We start from the raw sequence: 21,300 nt of genomic DNA on the forward strand, positions 1-21,300 counted from the left end.
ATTGTATTAAATTCGCTTTCAAAATAAGAACTATGAACCGCCTCCTTCGGATTCTTTTGGCAACACTTCTTTTCCTGTTATTTTTATATGTCGTTGGCCCGCAGTTTCCGGCTCCCGAATTGACAAACGAATTACCCAAAGTTGAAGTTCAGCTTCGCAACCTCGACCAATACCTTGCTAAAAAGGAAAGCAAGCTCCCGGTTAAACCGGACAATCAAAGCGTGGTGGTTTGGGCTAACGACAGCCTCAAACAGCAAACCGAATGGTGTCTGCTTTATTTACACGGCTTCTCGGCATCGCGCATGGAAGGGTTCCCGACGCATGTCAACTTCGCCGCTCATTTTGGGATGAATGCTTACCTGCCCCGCCTGGCATCGCACGGACTCGATGTTTCGGAACCGCTATTGGATATGACGCCGGACCGCCTGTACGAATCTGCGAAAGAAGCGCTTCAAATTGCCCATCTTTTAGGTAAAAAGGTGATCATCATGAGTACATCGACCGGAGGAACGCTTTCGCTAAAACTGGCGGCCGAATTTCCGGACCTCACCGATGCACTCATCCTGCTGTCTCCGAACGTGGCCATCAATAACAAAGCGGCATTTATGCTGTCGCAGCCCTGGGGCTTGCAAATTGCGCGACAGGTGTATGACGGGGATTACCGCTACGTCAACACAAATTTCGATGACGAAGAATGTGCCTACTGGAACTGTTTCTACCGGCTCGAAGCCGTTGTTTACCTCGAGCAGCTGGTCAATGCAACCATGGTACCCCGCACATTTAACCAGGTGAAAGCTCCGGTTTTTCTGGGCTATTATTATAAGGATGAAGCGCACCAGGATGAGGTGGTTCGGGTTGATGCCGCCTTAAAAATGTTTGATGCGCTTGGAACGACAGCCGAACTGAAGCAAAAGCAAGCTTTCGATTCGGGGGTGCATGTAATTGGAAGCGGTATGTTCTCGACATGCCAGAATGAAGTGGAAAATGCAACCATTCGGTTTGCCGAAAAAACAATGGGCATTTCACCGCTCAAATAAGCGAAGTCCCCGCCGATCGATTACCGGAACAAAGTCTTTGGGCACGCATTCGAACTGGTAGGTTGAAGCGCTGCAAGGGCAGTTGTGTGCTTTCAAAAAGAAAAAGGAGCAGAAACCCGGCGAAGATTCTGTCGAAAATTTCGAAACCGCCAAATTGGTTGTCGGGAGCTTGTCGAAATTTTCGACAGCGCCAAAAGTGTTCTCGCGGACCTGTCGAAAATTTCGACAGCAGGAAAAGAGTCCATTTGGCCTCTCCGAAAATTTCGACAGCATGAAAACAGTCCATTTGGCCTCTTCGAAATTTTCGACAGCATGAAAAGGGTCCTGTTGGCCCTTTCGAAAATTTCGACGGCACCAATTGGACCGAAATGGCCTTTTCGAAAATTTCGACGACCAGAAGGCTGCTTGGCGCGCAGCAAATTAAAAAGGCCAACTCCCTTTTCGAAAGTTGGCCCTTGTTCTATTTTTTAGATTGAACCGAAAAGATCGAATTCGGTCGCATCGTTTATTTTAATGTCGTATAACTGTCCGACCTGCATGCCCGCTGCTTTGTCGATGAGCACTTCGCAGTCAACCTCGGGCGAATCATATTCTGTTCGTCCAACAAAGTATTCTTCCTCTTCCCGATCAACCAAAACCTGCAACGTTTTGCCAATTTGCTTTTGACTGAATTGAGCGGAAATACCCTGTTGCATGTCCATGAGTTCGGCAGCACGAGCTTCCTTCACTTCCTGCGGGATATCATCTTTATACATTTTGTAGGCATAGGTATCGTCCTCGCTTGAGTAAGCAAAAACGCCCATCCGCTCGAACGGATATTCCTGAACAAAGGCCTTCAATTCTTCAAAGTCTTCCTCTGTTTCGCCGGGGTGGCCAACCAGGAAAGTTGTACGCAATGCAATTCCGGGAACGTCTTCGCGGATCTTGTTAACCAGCTTAATCGTTTCGTCTTTGGTAATTTTGCGACGCATAATTCCCAACATCCGATCGGTAATATGTTGCAATGGAATATCGAGGTAATTAGCCACATTCTTGCGTTCACGCATCACCTTCAACACCTCCATCGGAAATTTCGACGGGTAAGCGTAATGCAAACGAATCCATTCCAAACCTTCAATGTCAGCCAGTTTGTCAATCAATTCAGCCAGTTTACTTTCGCCGTAACGATCAATTCCGTAATACGACAAGTCCTGCGCGATAACCAACAATTCCTTCACGCCGCCGGCAACCATTCCCTTCGCTTCTTCGACCAAACTCTCCATTTCACGCGATTTGTGATTCCCCGTAAACTGTGGGATAGCACAGAAAGAACAGTGGCGATTGCAGCCTTCACTGATTTTCAAATATGAAAAATGTGCCGGAGTGGTTCTCACCCGGTGATACATTTTTTGCTCGTAGAAAGTAGCATTTAAATCCTTCACCACCTCTTTGAAATCGAACTTGCCGTAGAACTTATCTACTTCCGGAATTTCCTTGGTCAGATCTTCTTTGTAGCGAGCCGACAGGCAGCCCATCACCAACAATTTATCTAATTTGCCGGCTTTGCGCGCGTCCGCAAAATTAAGGATGGTATTTACCGACTCTTCTTTGGCGTCGGCAATAAAACCACAGGTATTTAGAATGACAATGTTTGCATCATCTTTGTCCGAATCATGCACGACCTGAAACCCGTTTAGGTCCAGCTGATTCAGCAACATTTCCGAATCAACCAGGTTTTTCGAACACCCCAGGGTCATGATATTAACTTTTCCTCTCTTCATATTCATGTCAAATTATTTCGTCCACTACAACAATCGAATACCGCTCTGGTTTTAAAAAGCTGATATTCGTGATACCGACTGCGATTGAATAATGACAGACACAGTCATTCAGGCGATTGCCAAGATCACCTGAGAATTCGTTATCGATTGGTTGATTTTTATTTTGTATTTCAGGAAAACAGTGAGTCTACAAATTCAGCACGGCGGAAAATCTGTAAATCCTCAATTTTCTCACCAATGCCAATGTATTTCACCGGGATTTTAAATTGATCGCTAATGCCGATCACAACGCCTCCCTTGGCTGTCCCATCCAGCTTGGTTAGCGCGAGCGAGGTCACTTCAGTTGTCTTTGTAAACTGTTTGGCTTGTTCAAAGGCATTTTGTCCGGTTGAACCGTCAAGCACCAATAAAACTTCGTGCGGGGCATCCGGAACCACTTTCTGCATCACTTTTTTGATCTTGGAAAGTTCGCTCATCAGGTTGACTTTATTGTGCAAACGACCGGCAGTATCAATAATCACGACATCAGCACCCGAGGCTTTGGCCGATTTCAGCGTATCAAAAGCTACCGAAGCCGGATCTGAGCCCATATTCTGACGAATAATCGGCACATCTACCCGCTTGGCCCAAACTTCCAGCTGGTCAATTGCAGCCGCACGAAACGTATCTGCAGCACCCAAAACAACCTTTTTGCCGGCTTGCTTAAAGTTGTACGCTAATTTCCCAATCGTAGTCGTTTTTCCAACTCCATTGACACCAACAACCATCAAAACATAGGGGTTTTCGCTCTTCGGAAGGTCAAAATCGGTCACATCTTCCGTGTTATTCTCTTCCAGCAGCGCAGCTATTTCTTCCTTCAGAATTGAATTCAATTCATCAACGCCAAGGTATTTGTCCCGGTCAACACGCTCTTCAATCCGGCGAATAATTTTCAACGTCGTGTCCACACCCACATCCGAAGTAATCAATACTTCTTCCAGGTTATCCAACACCTCATCATCAACCTTTGATTTACCTACAACTGCGCGACTCAGCTTCTGAAAAACACTTTCCTTAGTTTTGGAAAGGCCTTGATCAAGGCTCTCTTTTTTAGCTTTGGAAAATAATCCGAAAAGACCCATATAACTTGTATTTTGAGTGCGCCAATTTACAAAATTATGCCGAATAACAGGTAAGTATTTAGCAGATTAGCTGAGTTTTTGGAAACAAAATAATTCACTCTTTACGAAGCTGCCGGATTTCCTCTTTCATTTCCGTTAAGATATCAGAAAGGCGACTAATTTCCAAGTGATTAGGCTGTGGTAGATTGAAGCTCAAAACACCATCAGCTTTCCATAGTTCAAGGACGGTTTCCACATCAATTGTGTAAGGTTCATAAACCGAATTATCCGATTGAAGTCGTAATTCACGATTGCCCTGCAAAAATACGCGCTTGTAAACTAATCCTTCATCTTTGGTTATTAAAACATAAGTCTGCCCTTCTTTAATTGCTGAAATGGTCTCCACAAATTCGCAGAAAACATACGACCCGGGCTGAACAGGCAACATACTATCGCCTTTAATTTGAAAAACACGAAACGTTTTCCCCGGCGATAATTCCGGCACCGGCATATTGAAAGCAGCCAACTGCCCCAGGTACTCTGGATCGGCAAAACCATTCAAATATCCGGCCGATGCTTTGATCGGAATAATCGGAATCAGCTCATTATTTTGAGCATCAACAACGATTGACAAAACTCTCAAATCCTTTTCAACCGGCCCATTCGCGCCGACTCCGACCGCTTTCAAATCCGAACTGATGAACTGATCAAGTGTCAAGTTGAAATGCGCAGCAATTTGCTGAATGACCAAAATTTTGGGGGTCGCCCTACCCTCTTCGTACGCACCAATGAGGGAACGTTTCAGGTTTAAAACATCTGCCAAATCCTGCTGTGTCATCTGCTGACTTTGCCGGAGATATTTTAGATTATCCGGAAGAAAATTCATGCTGCTCAAATTTTTAGTATCCCACATAAAATTAGCTAATATTTTCAGGTATAACTAATTTTATTAGTATTTTTGATCCAAATCATTGGATCGTGTCGCTAAAAATAGGATAATATGAAAGATTCTGTACATGAAAAACTAAAAATATTAGCCGACGCAGCAAAATATGATGTCTCCTGTGCATCAAGCGGAAGTAATCGAAGCAACAGCAAAGGAGGAATAGGAAGTGCTGTAGCTTTCGGCATTTGCCACAGCTTTACGGACGACGGCCGCTGCGTGAGTCTTCTGAAGATGTTGATGACCAACCACTGCATTTTCGATTGCGCCTATTGTATCAACCGCCGTACAAACGACCGGCCGCGAGCTACGATGTCGGTTCAGGAAGTCGTTGATCTGACAATCAATTTTTATCGCAGGAATTATATTGAAGGCTTGTTCCTCAGTTCCGGTGTGATCAAAAATCCGGATTTCACAATGGAGCGCCTCATGCTTGTAGCCAAAAAATTGCGAACCGAAGAACGCTACAATGGCTATATTCATCTCAAAGCTATTCCTGGCTCCAGCGCTGAATTAATCAGACAGGCCGGGCTATTCGCTGATAGGTTAAGCGTAAATATTGAGATTCCAACCGAACAACAATTAAAACGTCTGGCGCCGGAGAAAAACTTCGACACCGTCCTTCAACCGATGAATCAAATCCATCAGGGCATTCAGATCTACAAAGAAGAACGGCGCAAATACCGCCAGACAGAGCGATTCGCTCCAGCCGGACAAAGCACCCAGCTAATCGTTGGCGCAACACCTGAAAGCGACCGCCAGATCTTAAGTTTGGCTACCGGTCTTTACCAACATCAGAGTTTAAAGCGAGTTTATTATTCCGGCTATTTGCCCGTTAACGACTACGACAAGCGACTCCCCGCGGTGCAGTCACCACCATTGGTACGCGAGAACCGACTTTACCAAAGCGACTGGTTGATGCGCTTTTACCACTTTAAAGCCGATGAAATTCTCAGTGATGATCAACCATTTCTGGACCTGGAAATTGATCCGAAGCTGGCTTATGCTTTGAGAAATTTGCACCTCTTCCCTGTCGACATTAACCGAGCCGACTACGAAATGATCCTGCGTGTTCCGGGCATTGGCGTTCAATCAGCCAAAATGATTGTTGATGCGCGACGCTTTCATCGATTGAACAGTTTTCACTTGAAGAAGATCGGGATTGTCATGAAGCGAGCCCAATACTTCATTACCTGCAATGAACTTCCTGCCCGAAAAGGCTATTGGGATTCGCAGGTTCTGCGCAGTCATATCATCCACGAAAGCCAAACCAAATACCGCAAAGTCGGCGATACACAATTGAGCTTATTTCATCATTCACCTCCTGTAAGCATCCCTGAATTACCGGTTCACTTCAAACACTAAACAATGGCAATAATCGTATACGACGGCACCTTCGCAGGATTCTTAACGGTTGTTTTCGAGTGTTACGCCCGGAAGCTGAAACCAACGAATATTTGCAGGGAAACAGCCTTCCAGGAGAGCCTATTTAGTGAGCAGGTGCAAATTGAAACCGACGAGCAGAAATCAACTCGCGTATGGCACGGATTAGTCAAAAAACTTCACCCCCGAAATCGCGAGTTACCGATTCGGACTTTCCTCTCGGAGGAAGACGGGATTGAAATGCGCTTGTTTCGATTTATATGCAGGGCTTTTGAATCATCCAATAGAATTGATACCGATTTTGCAGACCAGGATGTTTTGGCCTTAAAAAAGATTGAACGTCAGGTGATGAAAGAGTCGATGAGGGTACTCCAATTTGTACGTTTTCAGCAAACCATTGACGACATTTATTTCGCTGCCCTTGAGCCGCAATATGATGTGCTACCCTATTCGATCAAGCATTTTCGCAATCGTTTTGCTGACCAGCGCTGGCTGATCTACGATTTGAAACGGGATTACGGTTTTTTCTACAATCTGGAAACTGTCAGGGAAGTGGTGTTGAATGAAAAAACATTCTCAACGTACAACGGCAAGCTGTCAGAAAACCTGTTAAAAGAAGACGAAATGATTTATCAAACGCTTTGGAAAAGCTATTTTAAACACATCAATATCGATGAACGCAAAAATCAGAAGCTGCAACGCCAACACATGCCACACCGTCATTGGAAGTTTTTGCCGGAGAAGAACCAGTAATGAGATTCAACGGTCGTGACCCAAAAAACAAGACACAAAAAAAGCTTCCACAAATGTGAAAGCTTTTCTATAGCAAAGTATATATTACTTTTTAAAATAATCTTTAACCATTTCGTTTGGCACTACACCTTCTTGAAATGTATATGCACCGGATTTAGATGACTTGGTCATCTTAATTACTTTCGCATAACCTTTACCGGCACCTTTTTGCAATGATGCAACTGCTTTCTTAGCCATATCTCAAATTATTTAATTTCGCGGTGAACAGTTACTTTTTTCAAGTTTGAGTTGTATTTTTTCAACTCCAAACGTTCTGCTGTATTCTTACGGTTTTTAGTTGTAATATACCGTGAAGTTCCCGGAACTCCGGTTTCTTTTTGTTCGGTACATTCCAAGATAACCTGAACTCTATTTCCTTTTTTAGCCATTTTCTACGGTTTTAAATAGTTGTTACCAAACCTTTTTCTTTGGCATTTTTCAATGCCGAACTCAGTCCATTCTTGTTAATGGTACGCAACCCGGCAGCCGAAACAGTCAATGAAATCCAACGATCTTCTTCTGGAAGATAGAATTTCTTTTTGAACAAGTTCGGACTGAACCGACGTTTGGTTCTTCTTTTCGAGTGAGAAACATTGTTTCCCACCATCGCTTTTTTTCCGGTTATTTGACAAATTCTTGACATTGTCTTATTTTTTTTACAAAGATCACACGTTTTTCAAACAGTTCGCAAAATAAGCGCTTTTTATTTAAATAATCAAACCGTTAGTAAAGTTTTTTGCACTTTTTTGCAAGTAAAATGACTTTTAGAAGTAAACAATCCCACAATCAGTTATACGATGATTCAAATCCTTGACTTTTCCTATGAATAGAGAAGTGCTTTCTGATAAGTCAAAGATATCTTTTTAGGCTCAATTCATCTGCAAATTTCACAAAACAAACTTCAATTTTATCTCTATGATCTCGTTAAATTGGGTAGCAAAAAATACAACTAAAGCAGGAACCCGGAAAACAAGCACCATGGACGTGGGATCACATGCCAAATCATTCAACCAAACGCCCTGTATATTAAACACAAGCGTCACATGTGACTATTCATGATTACTGCTAAGAAAGTATTTCTTATTGGTTGACATTGTCGGAAACTTGCTGTAACTTTCATTGGCTTTACAAATAGACTTGCATGCAACAATTCCGTAGAAAACAAATCGGTTCTCAAAGATAAAAAACAATAAATTCAAGTTATTATGGAAGACCAAATTTATCAAATGCCTAGAATAGGTGATATGGCTCCCGATTTTCAAGCCAACACAACCTATGGGCCTCTTAAATTTTCGGAATACAATAAGGGAAGCTGGGTAATTCTGTTTTCTCACCCGGCAGATTTCACCCCTGTGTGCACCACCGAAATGAGCGGATTCGCTTTAAATAGCGAAGAATTTAAAGCGCTAAACACAAAGCTAATCGGTTTAAGTATCGATAGTATCCACGCTCATGTGGCATGGGTGAACAATGTTAAGAAGAACTCCGGGGTGCTGTTCAACTTCCCGATTATTGCTGATATCGACATGAAGGTGTCGAAACTTTACGGCATGTTGCAGCCCAACGAAAGTGAAACAGCTGCTGTTCGGGCTGTTTTTATCATCGACCCTACCGGAAAAGTGCGGTTGATTATGTATTACCCGCTGAATGTTGGCCGCAATATGAACGAAATCCTTCGGGTATTGAAGGCCTTGCAAACATCAGACAAACATGGTGTAGCACTACCGTTGAACTGGGTTCCTGGTGAAAAAGTAATTGTTCCTCCTCCTAAAACAGTTGCAGAAATGGAAGAGCGCGAAAAATCAGATTATGAAATGATGGATTTTTACCTGGCCAAAAAAGATTTATAATAGCTATTTCTTAAGGATTCTAAAGGAGACCGAATTCATCTGTCTCCTTTTTTTATATTTATCAAAAACAACTTATCTTCGGAGAAGTAATCTGAAACGAATGAATACCGAGCAACAGCGCTTTTATCCTACTTTTTTAGGTGCCGCACACCTGGTTATTTTATACATATTTATTCAGACGATAGTAGACTTTCCGTTGGCGATTTGGGATTATTATCACGGAACTGATTTATTGTACAATCCAACCAAAAAGATAATCCTTGGTATTGGCTCAATTAGTTTTATCCTGTATTTCGGTTACCGAAAGGCCGGGACCTCGTTAAAAAATCTGTTCCCGCTAAAACGATTCAATCCATTGATCTTAATTCCAATGACCCTGTTTTTGATAAGCGCTCACGTTTTCCTGAACGAAGTTAACATCTGGGTCGATAAGGCCATACCTGCCCCACCCTGGTTCTGGGAAATGTTTGACAAAATTTTCAATAATGATTTTGGCATATGGGGAGCACTATTAAAAGTTGTCATCATTGCCCCGATCATTGAAGAACTGATCTTTCGTGGCATCATCATGCACGGATTTATGCGAAATTACCCCAATTTGATTGCCATCTTTTTCTCCGGGCTGTTGTTTGCACTCTTTCACCTGAACCCATGGCAGTTTCCGGCAACCTTTATTTTGGGCTGTCTGCTCGGTTGGATCATGATCGTCACCCGTAATATCCTGGCCTGCATCCTGGGACATGCCATCAATAATTTACTGGTATTACTAAGCATTGAATATTATCGGGAATTGTCTGAGTTTTCGTTTTTCCTCCTCGAACGCAAAGAACAATTGCATATCAGTTATCTCCTGGCTCTCTTCAGTTTAGTCATTATTGGTCTGTTCGCAGCATTTAAACGTAAGCCCGCCGTTTAATGGATTATGTGCTAATTACGATTGGTTCGCTGATGATGATTGTCAGCATTGCGGGAGCAGTACTTCCGGTTTTACCCGGACCTCCGCTAAGTTATGCCGGGTTACTTTTGCTCCACTTCACCTCAAGATACCAGTTCAGTACGAAATTTTTAATTCTTTGGGCAGTCATAGCGTTGGCTGTTTACCTGCTCGACCAGCTGATTCCCGCGTGGGGAACAAAGAAGTTCGGCGGAAGCAAACATGGAGTTTGGGGAAGTATTATCGGTCTGTTACTGGGAATTGTTTTTCTGGGACCTTTGGGGATAATCATTGGGCCATTTGTTGGAGCTGCTGTCGGTGAGCTATTAGCTGGAAAACGTTCCTCGCAAGCCTTAAGATCAGGGATCGGTTCTCTGATGGGATTTATGGCCGGAACCATTCTAAAGCTAGTTGTTTCGGGGATGATGTGCTGGTATTTTATTGAAAAGTTAATTTACTAGGCTCGTTTTCAATTTGTAACAGATTATGACAATCATTTTTCGCAGCTTCAGATCAAATTACAGTGAAAATGTATATTCTTGTCCTGAAAACAAAAACAATACAAGCTCCCAAACAACATGAAAACGTTTAAACAAAATTATCTTTTTTACCTCTTTCTGGCCGCTTTCACCTGTTTGCTAAACCTTTCAGCCGGAGCCTGGGGAAGTACAGGACACCGGGCTGTCGCTCAAATTGCCTGGGAACAGTTGACTCCGGAAAGTAAAAGCAAGATCAAAAGCATCCTCGGCGACGACTATTTACCATTTGTTGCCACCTGGGCCGATGATATTCGTTCCGAAAAAGACAATCCGCTTGGAACCGTGCCACACTATGTGAATATGGATTTTACCGACAGTTACGAGACAGCTAAAAAAAATGCTAACGGCGATATCGTAACCCTACTGAACGGCATGATCGACACGCTTAATAATTCCACATCGACGAATGAGGAAAAAGCAACGGCCTTGAAGTTTATTATCCACCTTGTGGCCGACGTTCACCAACCCATGCACATTGGGTTAGCTGAAGATTTGGGTGGTAATACAGTTGAGGTAAAATGGTTTGAAGAGGTCTCAAACCTACACAAGGTATGGGACGAAAATATGATCGATTACAGCCGGTTGAGTTATACCGAATTGGCCCGCTTTGCGGGAAAGCCCGCCGATGTAGATCTGCCCAAACTATTGGATAGTTCGATTGCAGACTGGGCCGATGAGTCTCACGAAATTACCAAAACCATCTACAATCACTTAGGAATAAAATCATATAGCTACGCTTACTATTACCAGTTCTTCCCTGTTGTTCTGGAACAAATTCAAAAGGCCGGTTACCGCTTAGGAGATCTGTTAAACGAACTCATGCAGACACCAAAACAATCAAAATCTGCATCCTTATAAGTCGAACCATTAATTATCGTCGATTATCAACCAACGATTGTTCCGAGCTATAATAATTATTACTTTTAGCTTGATTTTATTTTAAGAATAAAATGTGCTTATTATTTTAAAACTGGTCATTGAAAGCTCAAGACAAACATTGCAATGACGTTTATAATCTGAAATTCATGAAAAAATTCGCTACAGCAGCATTCGTATTCGCACTACTGTTCTCGTCCTGCAAAGATAAGCCTAAATCTTTACCGGCAGAAATGGTCAAACAACCGGTTAAAGACACAATTGCAACTCCTGTGCAAGCTGCACCTGTCGCACCAGCGCCCAAACCCGAAGACAAATATTTCCTGATTGCCGGCAGTTTTCTGAAAGCAGACCTGGCAGAAGCTTATAAAACAGAGTTGGAGCACCAAGGCTATCAATCGCAGGTTGTACAGCGTAACTGGGGGCCTAATAGCGAATATTTTCGCGTAGCATACAAAGCATTTCACGATAAAAGCGCTGCTTACAACGAACTGAACATAGCCATCAATGAAGAAGGCAAAACTGTCTGGTTGCTCGTCAAATAAGCAAACAACTCCATCACATTATACAAGAGGCCTAACCGGCCTCTTTTTTATTTTCTAAAAAAGGCAATCGCTTAATTCCTAATTTCAGTTCACTAACACTTCCCCCAACGCAGGTCATTTTCCGGGTCTACAGATCATGCTTGTATCGTTTTAACGCAGGCAGAAGTCGACAAAAATCGCGTCCTACCTGCTACAATAAGCAGAATTTCAGGAAAATTACGGATTGAACGTACTCTTTCTTATCCTTAATTTGAACACAAAAACCTAAAAATCAATAATCATGAAAAAAATTCTTGTTCTATTGCTTGGCTTCATTTTTATTGCTGTAGGATGTAATAAGAATGATGATTTTGTGAATGACGCCACTCAATCCACCTTAAAATCGGCCGACACAAAAACCTACCAGTGGAAAACTGAAAGCGGATACTTCACTCCACTAATTTGTGATGGTGAAATGATTGATTACCTGGAAGGGGACATTACAGCGCATTTTCGCTGGCATATTTTGGCTAATGAAGACAAATGGGTTTTGGTCAATTTTGAAGGAGAACTTACCAGCCAGATGACCGGCGAAACCTTTAAAATAAAGGAAAAAGACCGGATTAAATTTGAAGAGGGTATGATGGATAACTATACAATTCACTGGAATATTATGGGTGATATGGGGAACCACTATGTTGGGAGTGGCTATGTTGCTCTTGATACATGGGAAGTTGTTGCGGAGAAGTCGTTATGCCCATAGGCAAACTGGGATAAATAGAGCTGGTTAAAGCGGGATTAGATCTCTAGAGATATATTTTCCCGCTTTTATTTTGACCAAAAGATCAAATAGGTTCTTTTTTTTCCTTTTATGTTACAAAAAACAACTGTTTTAGAATATAAACCATTAATCTTTTTGAGCAGCAAAAATGTTATAAATTAAAAAAGTGAATCTATGGAATTAAATAAAGAGAGAGTAATGCGCGAAATATTTGAGGAATTTAAGAAAATGGATGCCTTTAAAACGCGTTTCAAAAATGATTTTTATGCGGCATTCAGCTCGGCAATCACTGATATTTATCAAGTACAGGAAACCGACGAATTAATCGAATTTATTGATGCAATGGCAGAAGAAGCCTTACGCCTTTCAAACGCGGTAGTCGAGAAAGACCGTACTTACCCCGAATACCGTCAGGAAATGGAATTGAAATCTTTTTCGGTCCTGCTGGCAAAGCAGACTATTTCTTCGGACCAGACAGTTGAAATTCAGAAGGTAAAATACGAATTAAACAAAATCTTGCTGAAATACTTCCCGGCTATTTTTGAGCTGTCGTCTTTTGGATATCGATTGCTCGACCGGAACGTGCAATATTTTGCTCACCAGTTCACCAATGCTGTTCGTCGCGAAGCTAATAAAACGACCTGATGTATTTTATGTGCTCTACGTCCCTTTAGGCAATAAGTTTTTGCTCTAAATGCAATGAATATTTGCAGTATTGTAAGGCTAAGTCTGCTGCGTCTATTGTTATTCAAAACAGATCGCACCACCGTTCTCCCAAATAACTTCCGGATCTCTGAATTTCAGTTTTTCAACAAGATGCCTCTTCCCTCTTATTACAAAAAACCGTATGCTATAGAAGCTGCAATAATGCCAGCCAAAGTAAGCCAGGCATACGGACTCGCAAAATTCAACGTTAACCCCATATTCGGATTATACTTCGGGACGACCAAACGTGGATCTCTCCGGTTGTGATAAAAAGGGCCAACCCAGTTACCCGGATCTTTACTCATTCGGTCTAAGATTTCCTTTTCCAGTTTAATTTTCATTTCAGTCATTTTTAAATCAGAATATACGCGCTACCCGTTTAGAACGATCGTTTAATTGGTTCGCAATTATAAATGTAATAAAACTACTTCAAAAAACATTTCTACAAACCATAGTTTTTATTAGTTATTAGATTGAATTCCCATTTCAATCCTAATCGGCGATCCTGCAACGAAGAAAAAATGAAGCTTAAAAACTGGATGAAAGAGACGACCTGCTTCTGTTTCGCGTTTCATTTGTTGCTTTTATTCCTTAAATTGAAGTGCAAATTAATCCTTCAAGCATGAAATTTTCCAAACTTATTTTCACGATCATTACGGGATTATTCATCTCATGTAGTCATTCCTCTAAAATGAAAGTTGATTTAATCGTTTCCAATACGCAGGCCTATCTGGTTGATGCGGATTTCTCGACCGCCAATTGCCTGATTATTAATGACGGCAAAATTGTAGCAGCCGGCGACTTCGATGAATTGGCCGAAAGGTATGAGTCGGCCCAAATGCTTGACGCCAAAGGCGCTTTCATCTATCCCGGTTTTCACGATGCCCATTGTCATTTCTTCAGTTACGGGGTAAACTGCATGAAATATGCCGACCTAACCGGCACCAAAAATCCGGAAGAAATATATGAGCGGATAAAAGCACACTACGCGCAATACGGCGGTGATTGGGTTCTGGGAAGCGGCTGGGATCAGAATGACTGGGACGAAATCGGCTTTCCGGATAACTCAAGGCTGAATGAACTGTTCCCTGATGTGCCGGTCTTTCTGGAACGGATCGACGGGCATGCGGGTTGGTGTAATTCAAAAGCATTGGAACTGGCTGAAATTAGTTCTACGACGAAGGTTGAAGGTGGAGAAATTTTACTAAAAGACGGTCAGCCTACGGGGATACTAATAGACCGAGCTGCTATTTCAGTGGCACAGCTAATTCCAAATTTAACCAAAGCAGAAAACGAAAAATCGCTTCAACTGGCACAAGCAAATTGTTTTGCAGTCGGATTAACCTCTGTTACCGACTGCGGGCTTGACAAAGATATTATTCTACTGATGGATGAGATGCAACAAGCAGGAAGACTGAAAATGCGGGTAAATGCAATGATTTCGCCTACAGAAGAAAACCTGGATTATTTCATGAAGCAGAGAGAATACAAAACTGACTACTTGCATGTGAATACCGTTAAGTTATACGCTGATGGGGCTCTAGGTTCACGCGGAGCGCTGCTAATTGAGGATTATTCGGATGATCCCGGCAATCACGGGCTACATCTTAGCTCCGAAGAGTCGATCAAAGAAATTTGTAAACTGGCATTTGAAAACAATTACCAGGTTGCGACACATGCCATCGGCGATGCCGGAAACCGCGAAGTACTGGATATTTATTCTGCCCTGCTTAAAGGCAAAAATGATCGACGCTGGCGAATAGAGCATGCGCAGGTGTTTCATCCGGACGATTTTGATCGTTTAGCTGCCTTTTCGGTCATTCCTTCGGTTCAGGCAACACACTGTACGTCCGACATGTATTGGGCCGTTGATCGGCTTGGAGAGGACCGATTGAAAGGTGCCTATGCCTACGAACAATTATTACAGCAAAACGGATGGCTACCAAACGGGACCGACTTTCCGGTGGAGAACATCAACCCAATGTATACATTTTGTGCTTCGGTTTTCAGGCAGGATGCAAATGATTTTCCAGAAGGTGGTTTTCAAATTGAAAATGCTTTGTCCAGGCAAGAAACCTTGCGTTCCATGACCATATGGGCTGCTAAAGCCGGTTTTGAAGAAGAAGAAAAAGGGTGTTTAGAACCGGGCAAATGGGCGGACTTTGTATTAATGGATATTGATTTGATGACCGCCAGCCGGAAGCAAATTCATGAAGCCAAAATATTGAAAACCTATTCGTCGGGAGAATTAGTTTATAGCGCCAAATAAGGCTTCTAATTCAACCGATTTACAATGATCCGCGAAGAATTAGCTTCGGAGGAAGTGTCTCAAAGATCTTCTCTTTCGACTCAACAAAACGGGCCGCTTTAGCTCCCATTTCAGAAAAGTCAACCGAGATCACAGTAATGCCATCGCCCACCAGTTCTTTCAGAGGTGAATCGTTATAGGCAATCAAACCAACATCTTTTCCAAGCTGAAGGCCTTGTTTCTTACAGCTTTTAACAATGTAAACCAAGTCCTCTTCTTTAATGACAAAATAAGCTTGACCAACCTGAACTAATTGATCCGTTAACCGATCTATAATACTGTGGGTAATCGAGTTATTTTCACAAAATGAAATAAATGAATCGATAAATTCGACCGGATGAGGTGTCGTTTGGGGGAAGACCAGGTTAAACTGGTTGTAAGTTGAAATGCGCTCGGCAACTTCCTGCAAACAGGCAACCGGACCTTCTGCGAAATCCTGCGTCAACGTTGAAATATCAGTACTATCAGGCGTTCCCATATCCAAAATCAATAGTTTATTGGGATCAATTTTGCGTACCACCTCTTCCATCCGGTGATGCTTGATGTTCATCACAATATACATGCTGTACCTCCCCAGACTATTTTGAATTAACTGCTCAAACACATCTGGGTTGTAATGATGAAAAAGTAGATCAACCACATAGTTTTCAGGCAAATTATTGCGAAAATTGCTGTATAGTTGTTCTTTAAAGGCACTAAAGTCGTCGAGCAGCATCATCACCTTAAACGAAACTGAATTCACAAAATACCCTTTAGTCGGCGTTGATGAAATAATACTGCGTTGCTTTAATAGGCTGTAAGCTTTAAAAATCGTGTCGCGCGATAAGCCGCTGGATTTACTCAACTGGTTAACGGAAGGTAAAAAGTCACCTTCTTTTAAGTCGCCGTTGCTAATTGCCTCGTTGATGGCATGTAACAACTGCTGAATTTTAGTTTGAGCCGAAGCTTTGTTAATTGAAAATTGAAAACTCATAGTTCACATTCGCGTACAAAAAAGCCTGAATTGCCACTGCAATTCAGGCCTATAAACCCAACAACTTATCTGAATATAGTAGAAAAGCATTAACATCCGAGATTGGATATTAATTGAAGTTTTCATAAAGCAACCGGTAAAGGCTGCCATTATATTCGCTTCAAAAATAGCAATTCTGCCCGAATTACCACTAACTTCTGTCAAAGCTTTTCCTAAAAAACAATTTAATCTCATCCTTGAATCAGTTCGTTTTATGAACCTAATCTGCATAATAGTGAATCGTAAAGGTGCGATAGCCATAAATGCCGATTATGACAAAACAAATGAGCGGTATCACAAACGAAATATTCACTGCAGGCAGGTTAAACAAGGTTTCCTGATCGATAACATATGCTTGAATCTTTGGCAGGAAAGTACCACCAACGATAGACATGATTAATCCTGCAGCACCAAATTTGGCATCCTCGCCCATGCCGCGCAACGCAATTCCGTAGATCGTTGGAAACATAAGCGACATACAAGCCGAAATTCCAACCAGACAGTATAATCCCCAAATATCCTGAAACAGGATGGTTCCTGCAGACAGGCCTATCGCTCCAACGGATAAGATCATCAGCAAGCGCCCCGGACGAATATATTTAAGCAAAAAGGTACAAACGAATCGTGCTACCAAAAAGCTACCCATCGCAAAAATATTATGCATTTGAGCCTTTTGTGCAGCTTCTCCGGCACTCATCCCAAACTGCTCCATGAAAATTCGCTGTCCGTATTGCACGATGAAAGTCCAACACATGATTTGCGCCCCTACATAAAAAAGTTGAGCTACAACTCCTTCGTAATAACGCGGCACTTTCATCAGGTTTTTCAATGCTCCGATAAGATTCAAATCATGCGAAGACTCCTCGTTCCTTGGCATTTTAGCAAATAGGATGACAAGAAATACCGCGATGATAACACCCCCGATAGCGACATAAGGCGAACTCAAAATATCGAGATCGTGCGTTTTCAACGCATCAAATTGTTCGGGTGACAGCAAAACCCGTTCATCGGCTCCCCGAGGATCGAGACGAGCCTGAATCAACGTTTTAGCGACAAACATTCCAGTCAGAGAGCCCATCGGGTTGAACGCCTGCGCCAGGTTCAACCGGCGGGTAGCTGTGCTGTCGGGTCCCATAAACAGAATATAAGGATTGGCACTTGTCTCTAAAAAAGAAAGGCCGCAGGTCATCACAAAATAGGCAACCAAGAAGGGATAATACATGCCGATAGCATTGGCCGGGATAAACAGCAAAGCACCAGTGGCATAAAGCCCTAGCCCCATCAGAATACCTGCTTTATAGGAATATTTACGAATGAAAAAGGCAGCTGGGAAGGCCATCGCCCCGTAGCCACCGTAAAATACAACTTGCACCCAGGTTCCTCCACCAACCCCCATATTGAAAATACGGGAAAAGGCTTCCACCATCGGATTGGTAATATCATTGGCGAAGCCCCACAAGGCAAAGCAACTGGTAATTAAAACAAACGGAATGATGTATTCCGTCGGTACAACTCTTTGTTTGGTTTTCACGATTGGTTTTGTTTGTTTAGTTATTTGGTTTGAATATCAATCAAAGGCATCTTTTAAAGTCAGTAATGAAACACCCAGCACCGTTTTAGCAATCTCATTTAAGTCGGATTCAGTTCCTTCAAAATGATAGGTCCGCTGGATGTGAATATGGCTCTCCCCTGGCTTCAACTGAAGCGCCTCTGAAGAGGACTCCAGCTCGTAAAAAGGCCCAAGTTGCGAGCCATTCGCTAAAGGACCGTCATTGTAGGCATTGATTAGATCCCCCTTAAAAGGCTCCGTTTGCACTTCTTCCCAAGCCGAATTGACATAGTCAGTGGCATAAGGATTAAGGGTCGTCTCAAGAATAGTCAGTCGCATATTTTGGTGGTCGTAACTCCCCAGAAAGCGCTTGGCACGCGCTGGAGGAATACCAATTTTACTCCGGCACTGACCATCGGCTTTCAACAGGATATAATCATCTAGGATTTTAATACGATCAGACGGAATTTCGCCAAAATAGTCCGATTTGACTACCGGTCTTTCCCCATCCGGGTTAAATGGCACGATAATTACAACATCCGGTGAAGGATTGTACATCGATAACATCCATATTGATGGTAAACCATCGACCTTACTCCACGCATTATTCCCTGTATTTTTAACCTGGTTCAACGATTCATAAGCAACAGACTTCACCGATGAACCGGGTTGATGATTCAAAACAAAGGAAATTTCGTCGGGCATAATAATACCTACACGGCGGGTTACAGCCAAGTAAAATTCGGTTCCCGAATAGTTTTTCAAACTAAATTCTTTGTATAAAGTTGCCAGTTCCGGCATCACTTCCTGTACTTCCCAAGGCATGGTATCAATCGCTTGCGGAACTTTCCAGTTATCCATTGTCAAAGGCTTTCCTTTTTCAAAATAAAAAGAAAACTGACCACCTTCGGGACCAAGCCAGAAGCGCTCTTCGCCGCCAAAAGCATTAAATTGTTTCGAACGTTCCTCCGTGCTAATCAGCTCGTGATTTACCCATCCAAAAGAATAACCGCCTTTGCCGGAAGTGCTACTGGTCATAACCCTTCCCTGCAAATCGGGAGCAACTATAACGCGCGACTCTTCACCGACCAGTTCAATTACCGTTTGGCTTTTTTGAAGACACTCCAGGTCGAATCCGTATTGTCCTTTTTTAAATGACATGTCGTAGAATTAAATCAAATTAGAAACAGTGGTTTCGGCAAAAAAACCGAAACCACTGAAATATTCGCTAAGATAAAATTCATTTATTGAATCAGGCAAACATAGGCCCGTAAGTTTGGCAAGCTTTATAGTCCGCCGCTTCCTTATCCATTCCGAATGAAGCCCATGCACTTGGCCGGAAAATAGCATTCTCCGCAACATTGTGCATACACACCGGAATCCGTAGGATTGATGCCAAGGTGATCAAATCGGCACCGATATGTCCAAAGGAGATCGCTCCATGATTGGCACCCCAGTTTGCCATTACGCTGTAAACATCCTGAAAAGCACCTTCACCAGTCAGGCGAGGTACAAACCAGGTTGTCGGCCAGGTTGGATTGGTTCGTTCATCCAGCACCTCGTGAACATCATCAGGCAATTCAACCGTCCAACCTTCTGCAATTTGCAAAACGGGTCCAAGTCCTTTCACCCAATTTACGCGTGACATGGTTACCGGCATTTCACCCGCTGTTTTAAATTGAGAAGAATAGCCGCCACCGCGGAAGTAGCCCAAGTCGGCCGGACTCCAAACCGTATTTTCAAGGCAAGCCGCTGCATCTTCATCCGTAATATCCCAGAACGCTTTCATGACTGGATTACCATCAACATCTTTTTGCTGCGCTGTAGCATCTAAGGTCGTGGATCCGGAGTTGATCAAGTGGATAATTCCATCTTTAGCCAAACCGGAAAGTTCTTTTCCGGTAACCCGCTTCACGGATTCTGGACTCCAGAAAGTCCGAACATCGGAAAATATTTGTGCTGTATTGGTTAGCAAGTGTCCAAAAAGCATGGGCACCGCATTTAAGCTATCGTTTTCAGTCGCAAACACAAAGGCCTCGCGAATACCATTCCAGTCGAAGGATGAATTTAAAATAGCCTCCGTGAAGTCAGCATTCGGGTAATAATCGGTCCACTGTCGCTGCCCCTGAAAACCTCCTGTGATGGCGTTGTGCCCTTTCGCTTCTTCGCCAAAACCTAATTCGGCCAGTTTAGGATTGCCAATCATCAGGTCGCGGCAAATGAGAGTCATTTTCACCACAGTATCCCACTCCCAATCTTTACGTTCCCGATCCGACTGGCTTTCAGTCGCATTGCGGTCTTCGCCTTCGCTGCAATTCTCCTTCACCCAAGCCAAAGCCTTTGCAAATTCATCTTTATCGTAAATATCCTGATCGATACGACGTTTGACTTCAACCGAATCAACAAACTCGGTGCGCATCCCCAGGTAATCCTGGAAAAAGTCCGGATTAACCATTGAACCTGCAATCCCCATTGAGGTGTAGCCAATTGACAAATAAGATTTACCTTTCATTTGAGCGGCGGCCAAAGCAGCCTTGACGAACCGCAGGATCTTTTCTTTGACATCAGCCGGAATGCTTGTGTCGCCAGCATCCTGCACATCGCGGCCGTAGATGCCAAAAGCCGGTAGTCCTTTTTGCGTATAACCCGCCAATGCTGCGGCCAGATATACAGCGCCAGGACGCTCCGTTCCGTTGAAACCCCAAACTGCTTTAGGGATCGAAGGATCGGCATCCATCACTTCTGTTCCATAACACCAACATGGCGTAACAGTCAATGATACCTCCACTCCTTCCCGCTTGAATTGGTCAGCGCATTTAGCAGCATCGGCAACACCACCGATCGTCGTATCGGCAATAACGCATTCAACTTTCTCACCCGAAGGGAAACGTAAATTTTCTTCGATTAAAGTAGCGGCAGCTTTGGCCATGTTCATGGTTTGAACTTCAAGCGATTCGCGAACACCGCGTTCACGTCCATCAATGACAGGACGGATACCTACTTTGGGTAAACGTCCGATTAAACGGTTTGACATATTAGATTCTATTTTATTGGTTCATTGTATTGTGCTGTACTGTGCTGCAATTTAGAATATTTTCTTTTAGCTTGTTTTATGCTGATAAACATTTTTTATCATTAGATTTGTGACAAACGGTTCTGAAATTGTTTGATAAAATGTACAAATTGACAGCGTTCATTCCTGAAAAC

Annotated in this window: 22 protein-coding genes; 11 read left to right on the forward strand and 11 right to left on the reverse strand. The window is 42.9% G+C overall.

Translation table 11 applies throughout. The annotated features are described in order from the left end of the window. Positions 1-32: 32 nt before the first annotated feature. Positions 33-1,037 (forward strand): alpha/beta hydrolase, encoded by a 1,005-nt coding sequence (locus GJV22_RS09015; protein WP_163711922.1) that lies wholly within the window; start codon positions 33-35, stop codon positions 1,035-1,037. Positions 1,038-1,504: 467 nt separating this feature from the next. Here the strand turns inward: GJV22_RS09015 and rimO are convergent, their stop codons facing one another. The 3 genes from rimO to GJV22_RS09030 all read right to left on the reverse strand — a co-directional run bounded on the left by rimO (position 1,505) and on the right by GJV22_RS09030 (position 4,783). Next, on the reverse strand, positions 1,505-2,803 hold the full coding sequence (gene rimO / locus GJV22_RS09020; protein WP_238480304.1) for a 30S ribosomal protein S12 methylthiotransferase RimO: 1,299 nt from the start codon (positions 2,801-2,803) through the stop codon (positions 1,505-1,507). Between the two features lie 164 nt (positions 2,804-2,967). Next, complete coding sequence (gene ftsY, locus GJV22_RS09025; protein WP_163711924.1) at positions 2,968-3,918, reverse strand: signal recognition particle-docking protein FtsY; 951 nt, start codon at positions 3,916-3,918, stop codon at positions 2,968-2,970. A 94-nt stretch (positions 3,919-4,012) separates the two neighbouring features. Next, on the reverse strand, positions 4,013-4,783 hold the full coding sequence (locus GJV22_RS09030) for an XRE family transcriptional regulator (protein WP_163711927.1): 771 nt from the start codon (positions 4,781-4,783) through the stop codon (positions 4,013-4,015). A 114-nt stretch (positions 4,784-4,897) separates the two neighbouring features. On the opposite strand from GJV22_RS09030, the gene GJV22_RS09035 reads away from it, so the two are divergent. After that, on the forward strand, positions 4,898-6,205 hold the full coding sequence (locus GJV22_RS09035) for a putative DNA modification/repair radical SAM protein (protein ID WP_163711930.1): 1,308 nt from the start codon (positions 4,898-4,900) through the stop codon (positions 6,203-6,205). 3 nt (positions 6,206-6,208) lie between these two features. Continuing rightward, positions 6,209-6,976 (forward strand): TIGR03915 family putative DNA repair protein, encoded by a 768-nt coding sequence (locus GJV22_RS09040; RefSeq protein ID WP_163711933.1) that lies wholly within the window; start codon positions 6,209-6,211, stop codon positions 6,974-6,976. A gap of 84 nt (positions 6,977-7,060) precedes the next feature. On the opposite strand, the gene GJV22_RS09045 is transcribed toward GJV22_RS09040, so the two are convergent. From GJV22_RS09045 to rpmB, 3 genes are read right to left on the reverse strand one after another with little or no spacing between them, the layout of a single operon-like run. Then, the gene (locus GJV22_RS09045) at positions 7,061-7,213 is read right to left on the reverse strand and encodes a DUF4295 domain-containing protein (protein ID WP_163711936.1); all 153 of its coding nucleotides are present in this window, start codon (positions 7,211-7,213) and stop codon (positions 7,061-7,063) included. 8 nt (positions 7,214-7,221) lie between these two features. After that, positions 7,222-7,404, reverse strand: coding sequence for a 50S ribosomal protein L33 (gene rpmG, locus GJV22_RS09050; RefSeq protein ID WP_163711939.1), 183 nt, complete (start codon positions 7,402-7,404; stop codon positions 7,222-7,224). 11 nt (positions 7,405-7,415) lie between these two features. Continuing rightward, positions 7,416-7,658: a 50S ribosomal protein L28 gene (gene rpmB, locus GJV22_RS09055; protein ID WP_163711942.1), complete on the reverse strand. Its 243-nt coding sequence runs from the start codon at positions 7,656-7,658 to the stop codon at positions 7,416-7,418. A 562-nt stretch (positions 7,659-8,220) separates the two neighbouring features. Here rpmB and GJV22_RS09060 point away from each other — a divergent pair. The 7 genes from GJV22_RS09060 (at position 8,221) to GJV22_RS09090 (ending at position 13,164) form a co-directional block, all read left to right on the forward strand. Continuing rightward, positions 8,221-8,865 carry a peroxiredoxin gene (locus tag GJV22_RS09060; protein ID WP_163711948.1) on the forward strand — a complete coding sequence of 215 codons (645 nt, stop codon included), beginning with the start codon at positions 8,221-8,223 and terminating at the stop codon, positions 8,863-8,865. A gap of 100 nt (positions 8,866-8,965) precedes the next feature. Further along, complete coding sequence (locus GJV22_RS09065; RefSeq protein ID WP_163711950.1) at positions 8,966-9,781, forward strand: CPBP family intramembrane glutamic endopeptidase; 816 nt, start codon at positions 8,966-8,968, stop codon at positions 9,779-9,781. Further along, positions 9,781-10,260, forward strand: a complete 480-nt coding sequence (locus GJV22_RS09070; protein ID WP_163711955.1) for a DUF456 domain-containing protein — start codon at positions 9,781-9,783, stop codon at positions 10,258-10,260. The genes GJV22_RS09065 and GJV22_RS09070 overlap by 1 nt, the downstream gene beginning before the upstream one ends. Before the next feature lie 117 nt (positions 10,261-10,377). Further along, complete coding sequence (locus tag GJV22_RS09075) at positions 10,378-11,196, forward strand: S1/P1 nuclease (protein WP_163711958.1); 819 nt, start codon at positions 10,378-10,380, stop codon at positions 11,194-11,196. 167 nt (positions 11,197-11,363) lie between these two features. Continuing rightward, a complete protein-coding gene (locus tag GJV22_RS09080) occupies positions 11,364-11,759 on the forward strand; it encodes an SPOR domain-containing protein (RefSeq protein WP_163711962.1) in 396 nt (131 codons plus the stop codon). A gap of 280 nt (positions 11,760-12,039) precedes the next feature. Beyond that, positions 12,040-12,501 (forward strand): hypothetical protein, encoded by a 462-nt coding sequence (locus tag GJV22_RS09085; protein WP_163711965.1) that lies wholly within the window; start codon positions 12,040-12,042, stop codon positions 12,499-12,501. 192 nt (positions 12,502-12,693) lie between these two features. Then, positions 12,694-13,164 carry a hypothetical protein gene (locus GJV22_RS09090; RefSeq protein ID WP_163711968.1) on the forward strand — a complete coding sequence of 157 codons (471 nt, stop codon included), beginning with the start codon at positions 12,694-12,696 and terminating at the stop codon, positions 13,162-13,164. A gap of 188 nt (positions 13,165-13,352) precedes the next feature. Here GJV22_RS09090 and GJV22_RS09095 read toward each other — a convergent pair whose 3' ends face one another. Continuing rightward, the gene (locus tag GJV22_RS09095; RefSeq protein WP_163711157.1) at positions 13,353-13,565 is read right to left on the reverse strand and encodes a DUF5808 domain-containing protein; all 213 of its coding nucleotides are present in this window, start codon (positions 13,563-13,565) and stop codon (positions 13,353-13,355) included. A 281-nt stretch (positions 13,566-13,846) separates the two neighbouring features. Here GJV22_RS09095 and GJV22_RS09100 point away from each other — a divergent pair, with 281 nt between their 5' ends. Further along, positions 13,847-15,493: an amidohydrolase gene (locus tag GJV22_RS09100; protein WP_163711971.1), complete on the forward strand. Its 1,647-nt coding sequence runs from the start codon at positions 13,847-13,849 to the stop codon at positions 15,491-15,493. A gap of 19 nt (positions 15,494-15,512) precedes the next feature. Here the strand turns inward: GJV22_RS09100 and GJV22_RS09105 are convergent, their stop codons facing one another. The 4 genes from GJV22_RS09105 to GJV22_RS09120 form a co-directional block, all read right to left on the reverse strand. Further along, a complete protein-coding gene (locus tag GJV22_RS09105; RefSeq protein WP_163711974.1) occupies positions 15,513-16,505 on the reverse strand; it encodes a GntR family transcriptional regulator in 993 nt (330 codons plus the stop codon). Positions 16,506-16,764: 259 nt separating this feature from the next. Continuing rightward, complete coding sequence (gene fucP / locus GJV22_RS09110) at positions 16,765-18,075, reverse strand: L-fucose:H+ symporter permease (RefSeq protein ID WP_205461805.1); 1,311 nt, start codon at positions 18,073-18,075, stop codon at positions 16,765-16,767. Positions 18,076-18,111: 36 nt separating this feature from the next. After that, positions 18,112-19,254 (reverse strand): DUF6786 family protein, encoded by a 1,143-nt coding sequence (locus GJV22_RS09115; protein ID WP_163711979.1) that lies wholly within the window; start codon positions 19,252-19,254, stop codon positions 18,112-18,114. A 91-nt stretch (positions 19,255-19,345) separates the two neighbouring features. Continuing rightward, on the reverse strand, positions 19,346-21,127 hold the full coding sequence (locus tag GJV22_RS09120; protein ID WP_163711982.1) for an L-fucose isomerase: 1,782 nt from the start codon (positions 21,125-21,127) through the stop codon (positions 19,346-19,348). Between the last annotated feature and the right edge of the window lie 173 nt (positions 21,128-21,300).

It is taken from the genome of Mangrovibacterium lignilyticum, from assembly GCF_010882175.1.
In the GTDB taxonomy this organism is placed as follows: Bacteria; Bacteroidota; Bacteroidia; order Bacteroidales; family Prolixibacteraceae; genus Mangrovibacterium; species Mangrovibacterium lignilyticum.

Bases quoted from the DNA above. Each gene is read 5' to 3' on its own strand.
- rimO (WP_238480304.1), bottom strand. From the start codon at position 2,803: ATGAATATGAAGAGAGGAAAAGTTAATATCATGACCCTGGGGTGTTCG.
- GJV22_RS09015 (WP_163711922.1), top strand. From the start codon at position 33: ATGAACCGCCTCCTTCGGATTCTTTTGGCAACACTTCTTTTCCTGTTA.
- GJV22_RS09105 (WP_163711974.1), bottom strand. From the start codon at position 16,505: ATGAGTTTTCAATTTTCAATTAACAAAGCTTCGGCTCAAACTAAAATT.
- GJV22_RS09070 (WP_163711955.1), top strand. From the start codon at position 9,781: ATGGATTATGTGCTAATTACGATTGGTTCGCTGATGATGATTGTCAGC.
- GJV22_RS09095 (WP_163711157.1), bottom strand. From the start codon at position 13,565: ATGAAAATTAAACTGGAAAAGGAAATCTTAGACCGAATGAGTAAAGAT.
- ftsY (WP_163711924.1), bottom strand. From the start codon at position 3,918: ATGGGTCTTTTCGGATTATTTTCCAAAGCTAAAAAAGAGAGCCTTGAT.
- GJV22_RS09120 (WP_163711982.1), bottom strand. From the start codon at position 21,127: ATGTCAAACCGTTTAATCGGACGTTTACCCAAAGTAGGTATCCGTCCT.
- GJV22_RS09085 (WP_163711965.1), top strand. From the start codon at position 12,040: ATGAAAAAAATTCTTGTTCTATTGCTTGGCTTCATTTTTATTGCTGTA.
- rpmB (WP_163711942.1), bottom strand. From the start codon at position 7,658: ATGTCAAGAATTTGTCAAATAACCGGAAAAAAAGCGATGGTGGGAAAC.
- GJV22_RS09035 (WP_163711930.1), top strand. From the start codon at position 4,898: ATGAAAGATTCTGTACATGAAAAACTAAAAATATTAGCCGACGCAGCA.
- GJV22_RS09115 (WP_163711979.1), bottom strand. From the start codon at position 19,254: ATGTCATTTAAAAAAGGACAATACGGATTCGACCTGGAGTGTCTTCAA.
- GJV22_RS09080 (WP_163711962.1), top strand. From the start codon at position 11,364: ATGAAAAAATTCGCTACAGCAGCATTCGTATTCGCACTACTGTTCTCG.
- GJV22_RS09040 (WP_163711933.1), top strand. From the start codon at position 6,209: ATGGCAATAATCGTATACGACGGCACCTTCGCAGGATTCTTAACGGTT.
- GJV22_RS09030 (WP_163711927.1), bottom strand. From the start codon at position 4,783: ATGAATTTTCTTCCGGATAATCTAAAATATCTCCGGCAAAGTCAGCAG.
- GJV22_RS09100 (WP_163711971.1), top strand. From the start codon at position 13,847: ATGAAATTTTCCAAACTTATTTTCACGATCATTACGGGATTATTCATC.
- GJV22_RS09060 (WP_163711948.1), top strand. From the start codon at position 8,221: ATGGAAGACCAAATTTATCAAATGCCTAGAATAGGTGATATGGCTCCC.
- GJV22_RS09065 (WP_163711950.1), top strand. From the start codon at position 8,966: ATGAATACCGAGCAACAGCGCTTTTATCCTACTTTTTTAGGTGCCGCA.
- GJV22_RS09075 (WP_163711958.1), top strand. From the start codon at position 10,378: ATGAAAACGTTTAAACAAAATTATCTTTTTTACCTCTTTCTGGCCGCT.
- rpmG (WP_163711939.1), bottom strand. From the start codon at position 7,404: ATGGCTAAAAAAGGAAATAGAGTTCAGGTTATCTTGGAATGTACCGAA.
- GJV22_RS09045 (WP_163711936.1), bottom strand. From the start codon at position 7,213: ATGGCTAAGAAAGCAGTTGCATCATTGCAAAAAGGTGCCGGTAAAGGT.
- GJV22_RS09090 (WP_163711968.1), top strand. From the start codon at position 12,694: ATGGAATTAAATAAAGAGAGAGTAATGCGCGAAATATTTGAGGAATTT.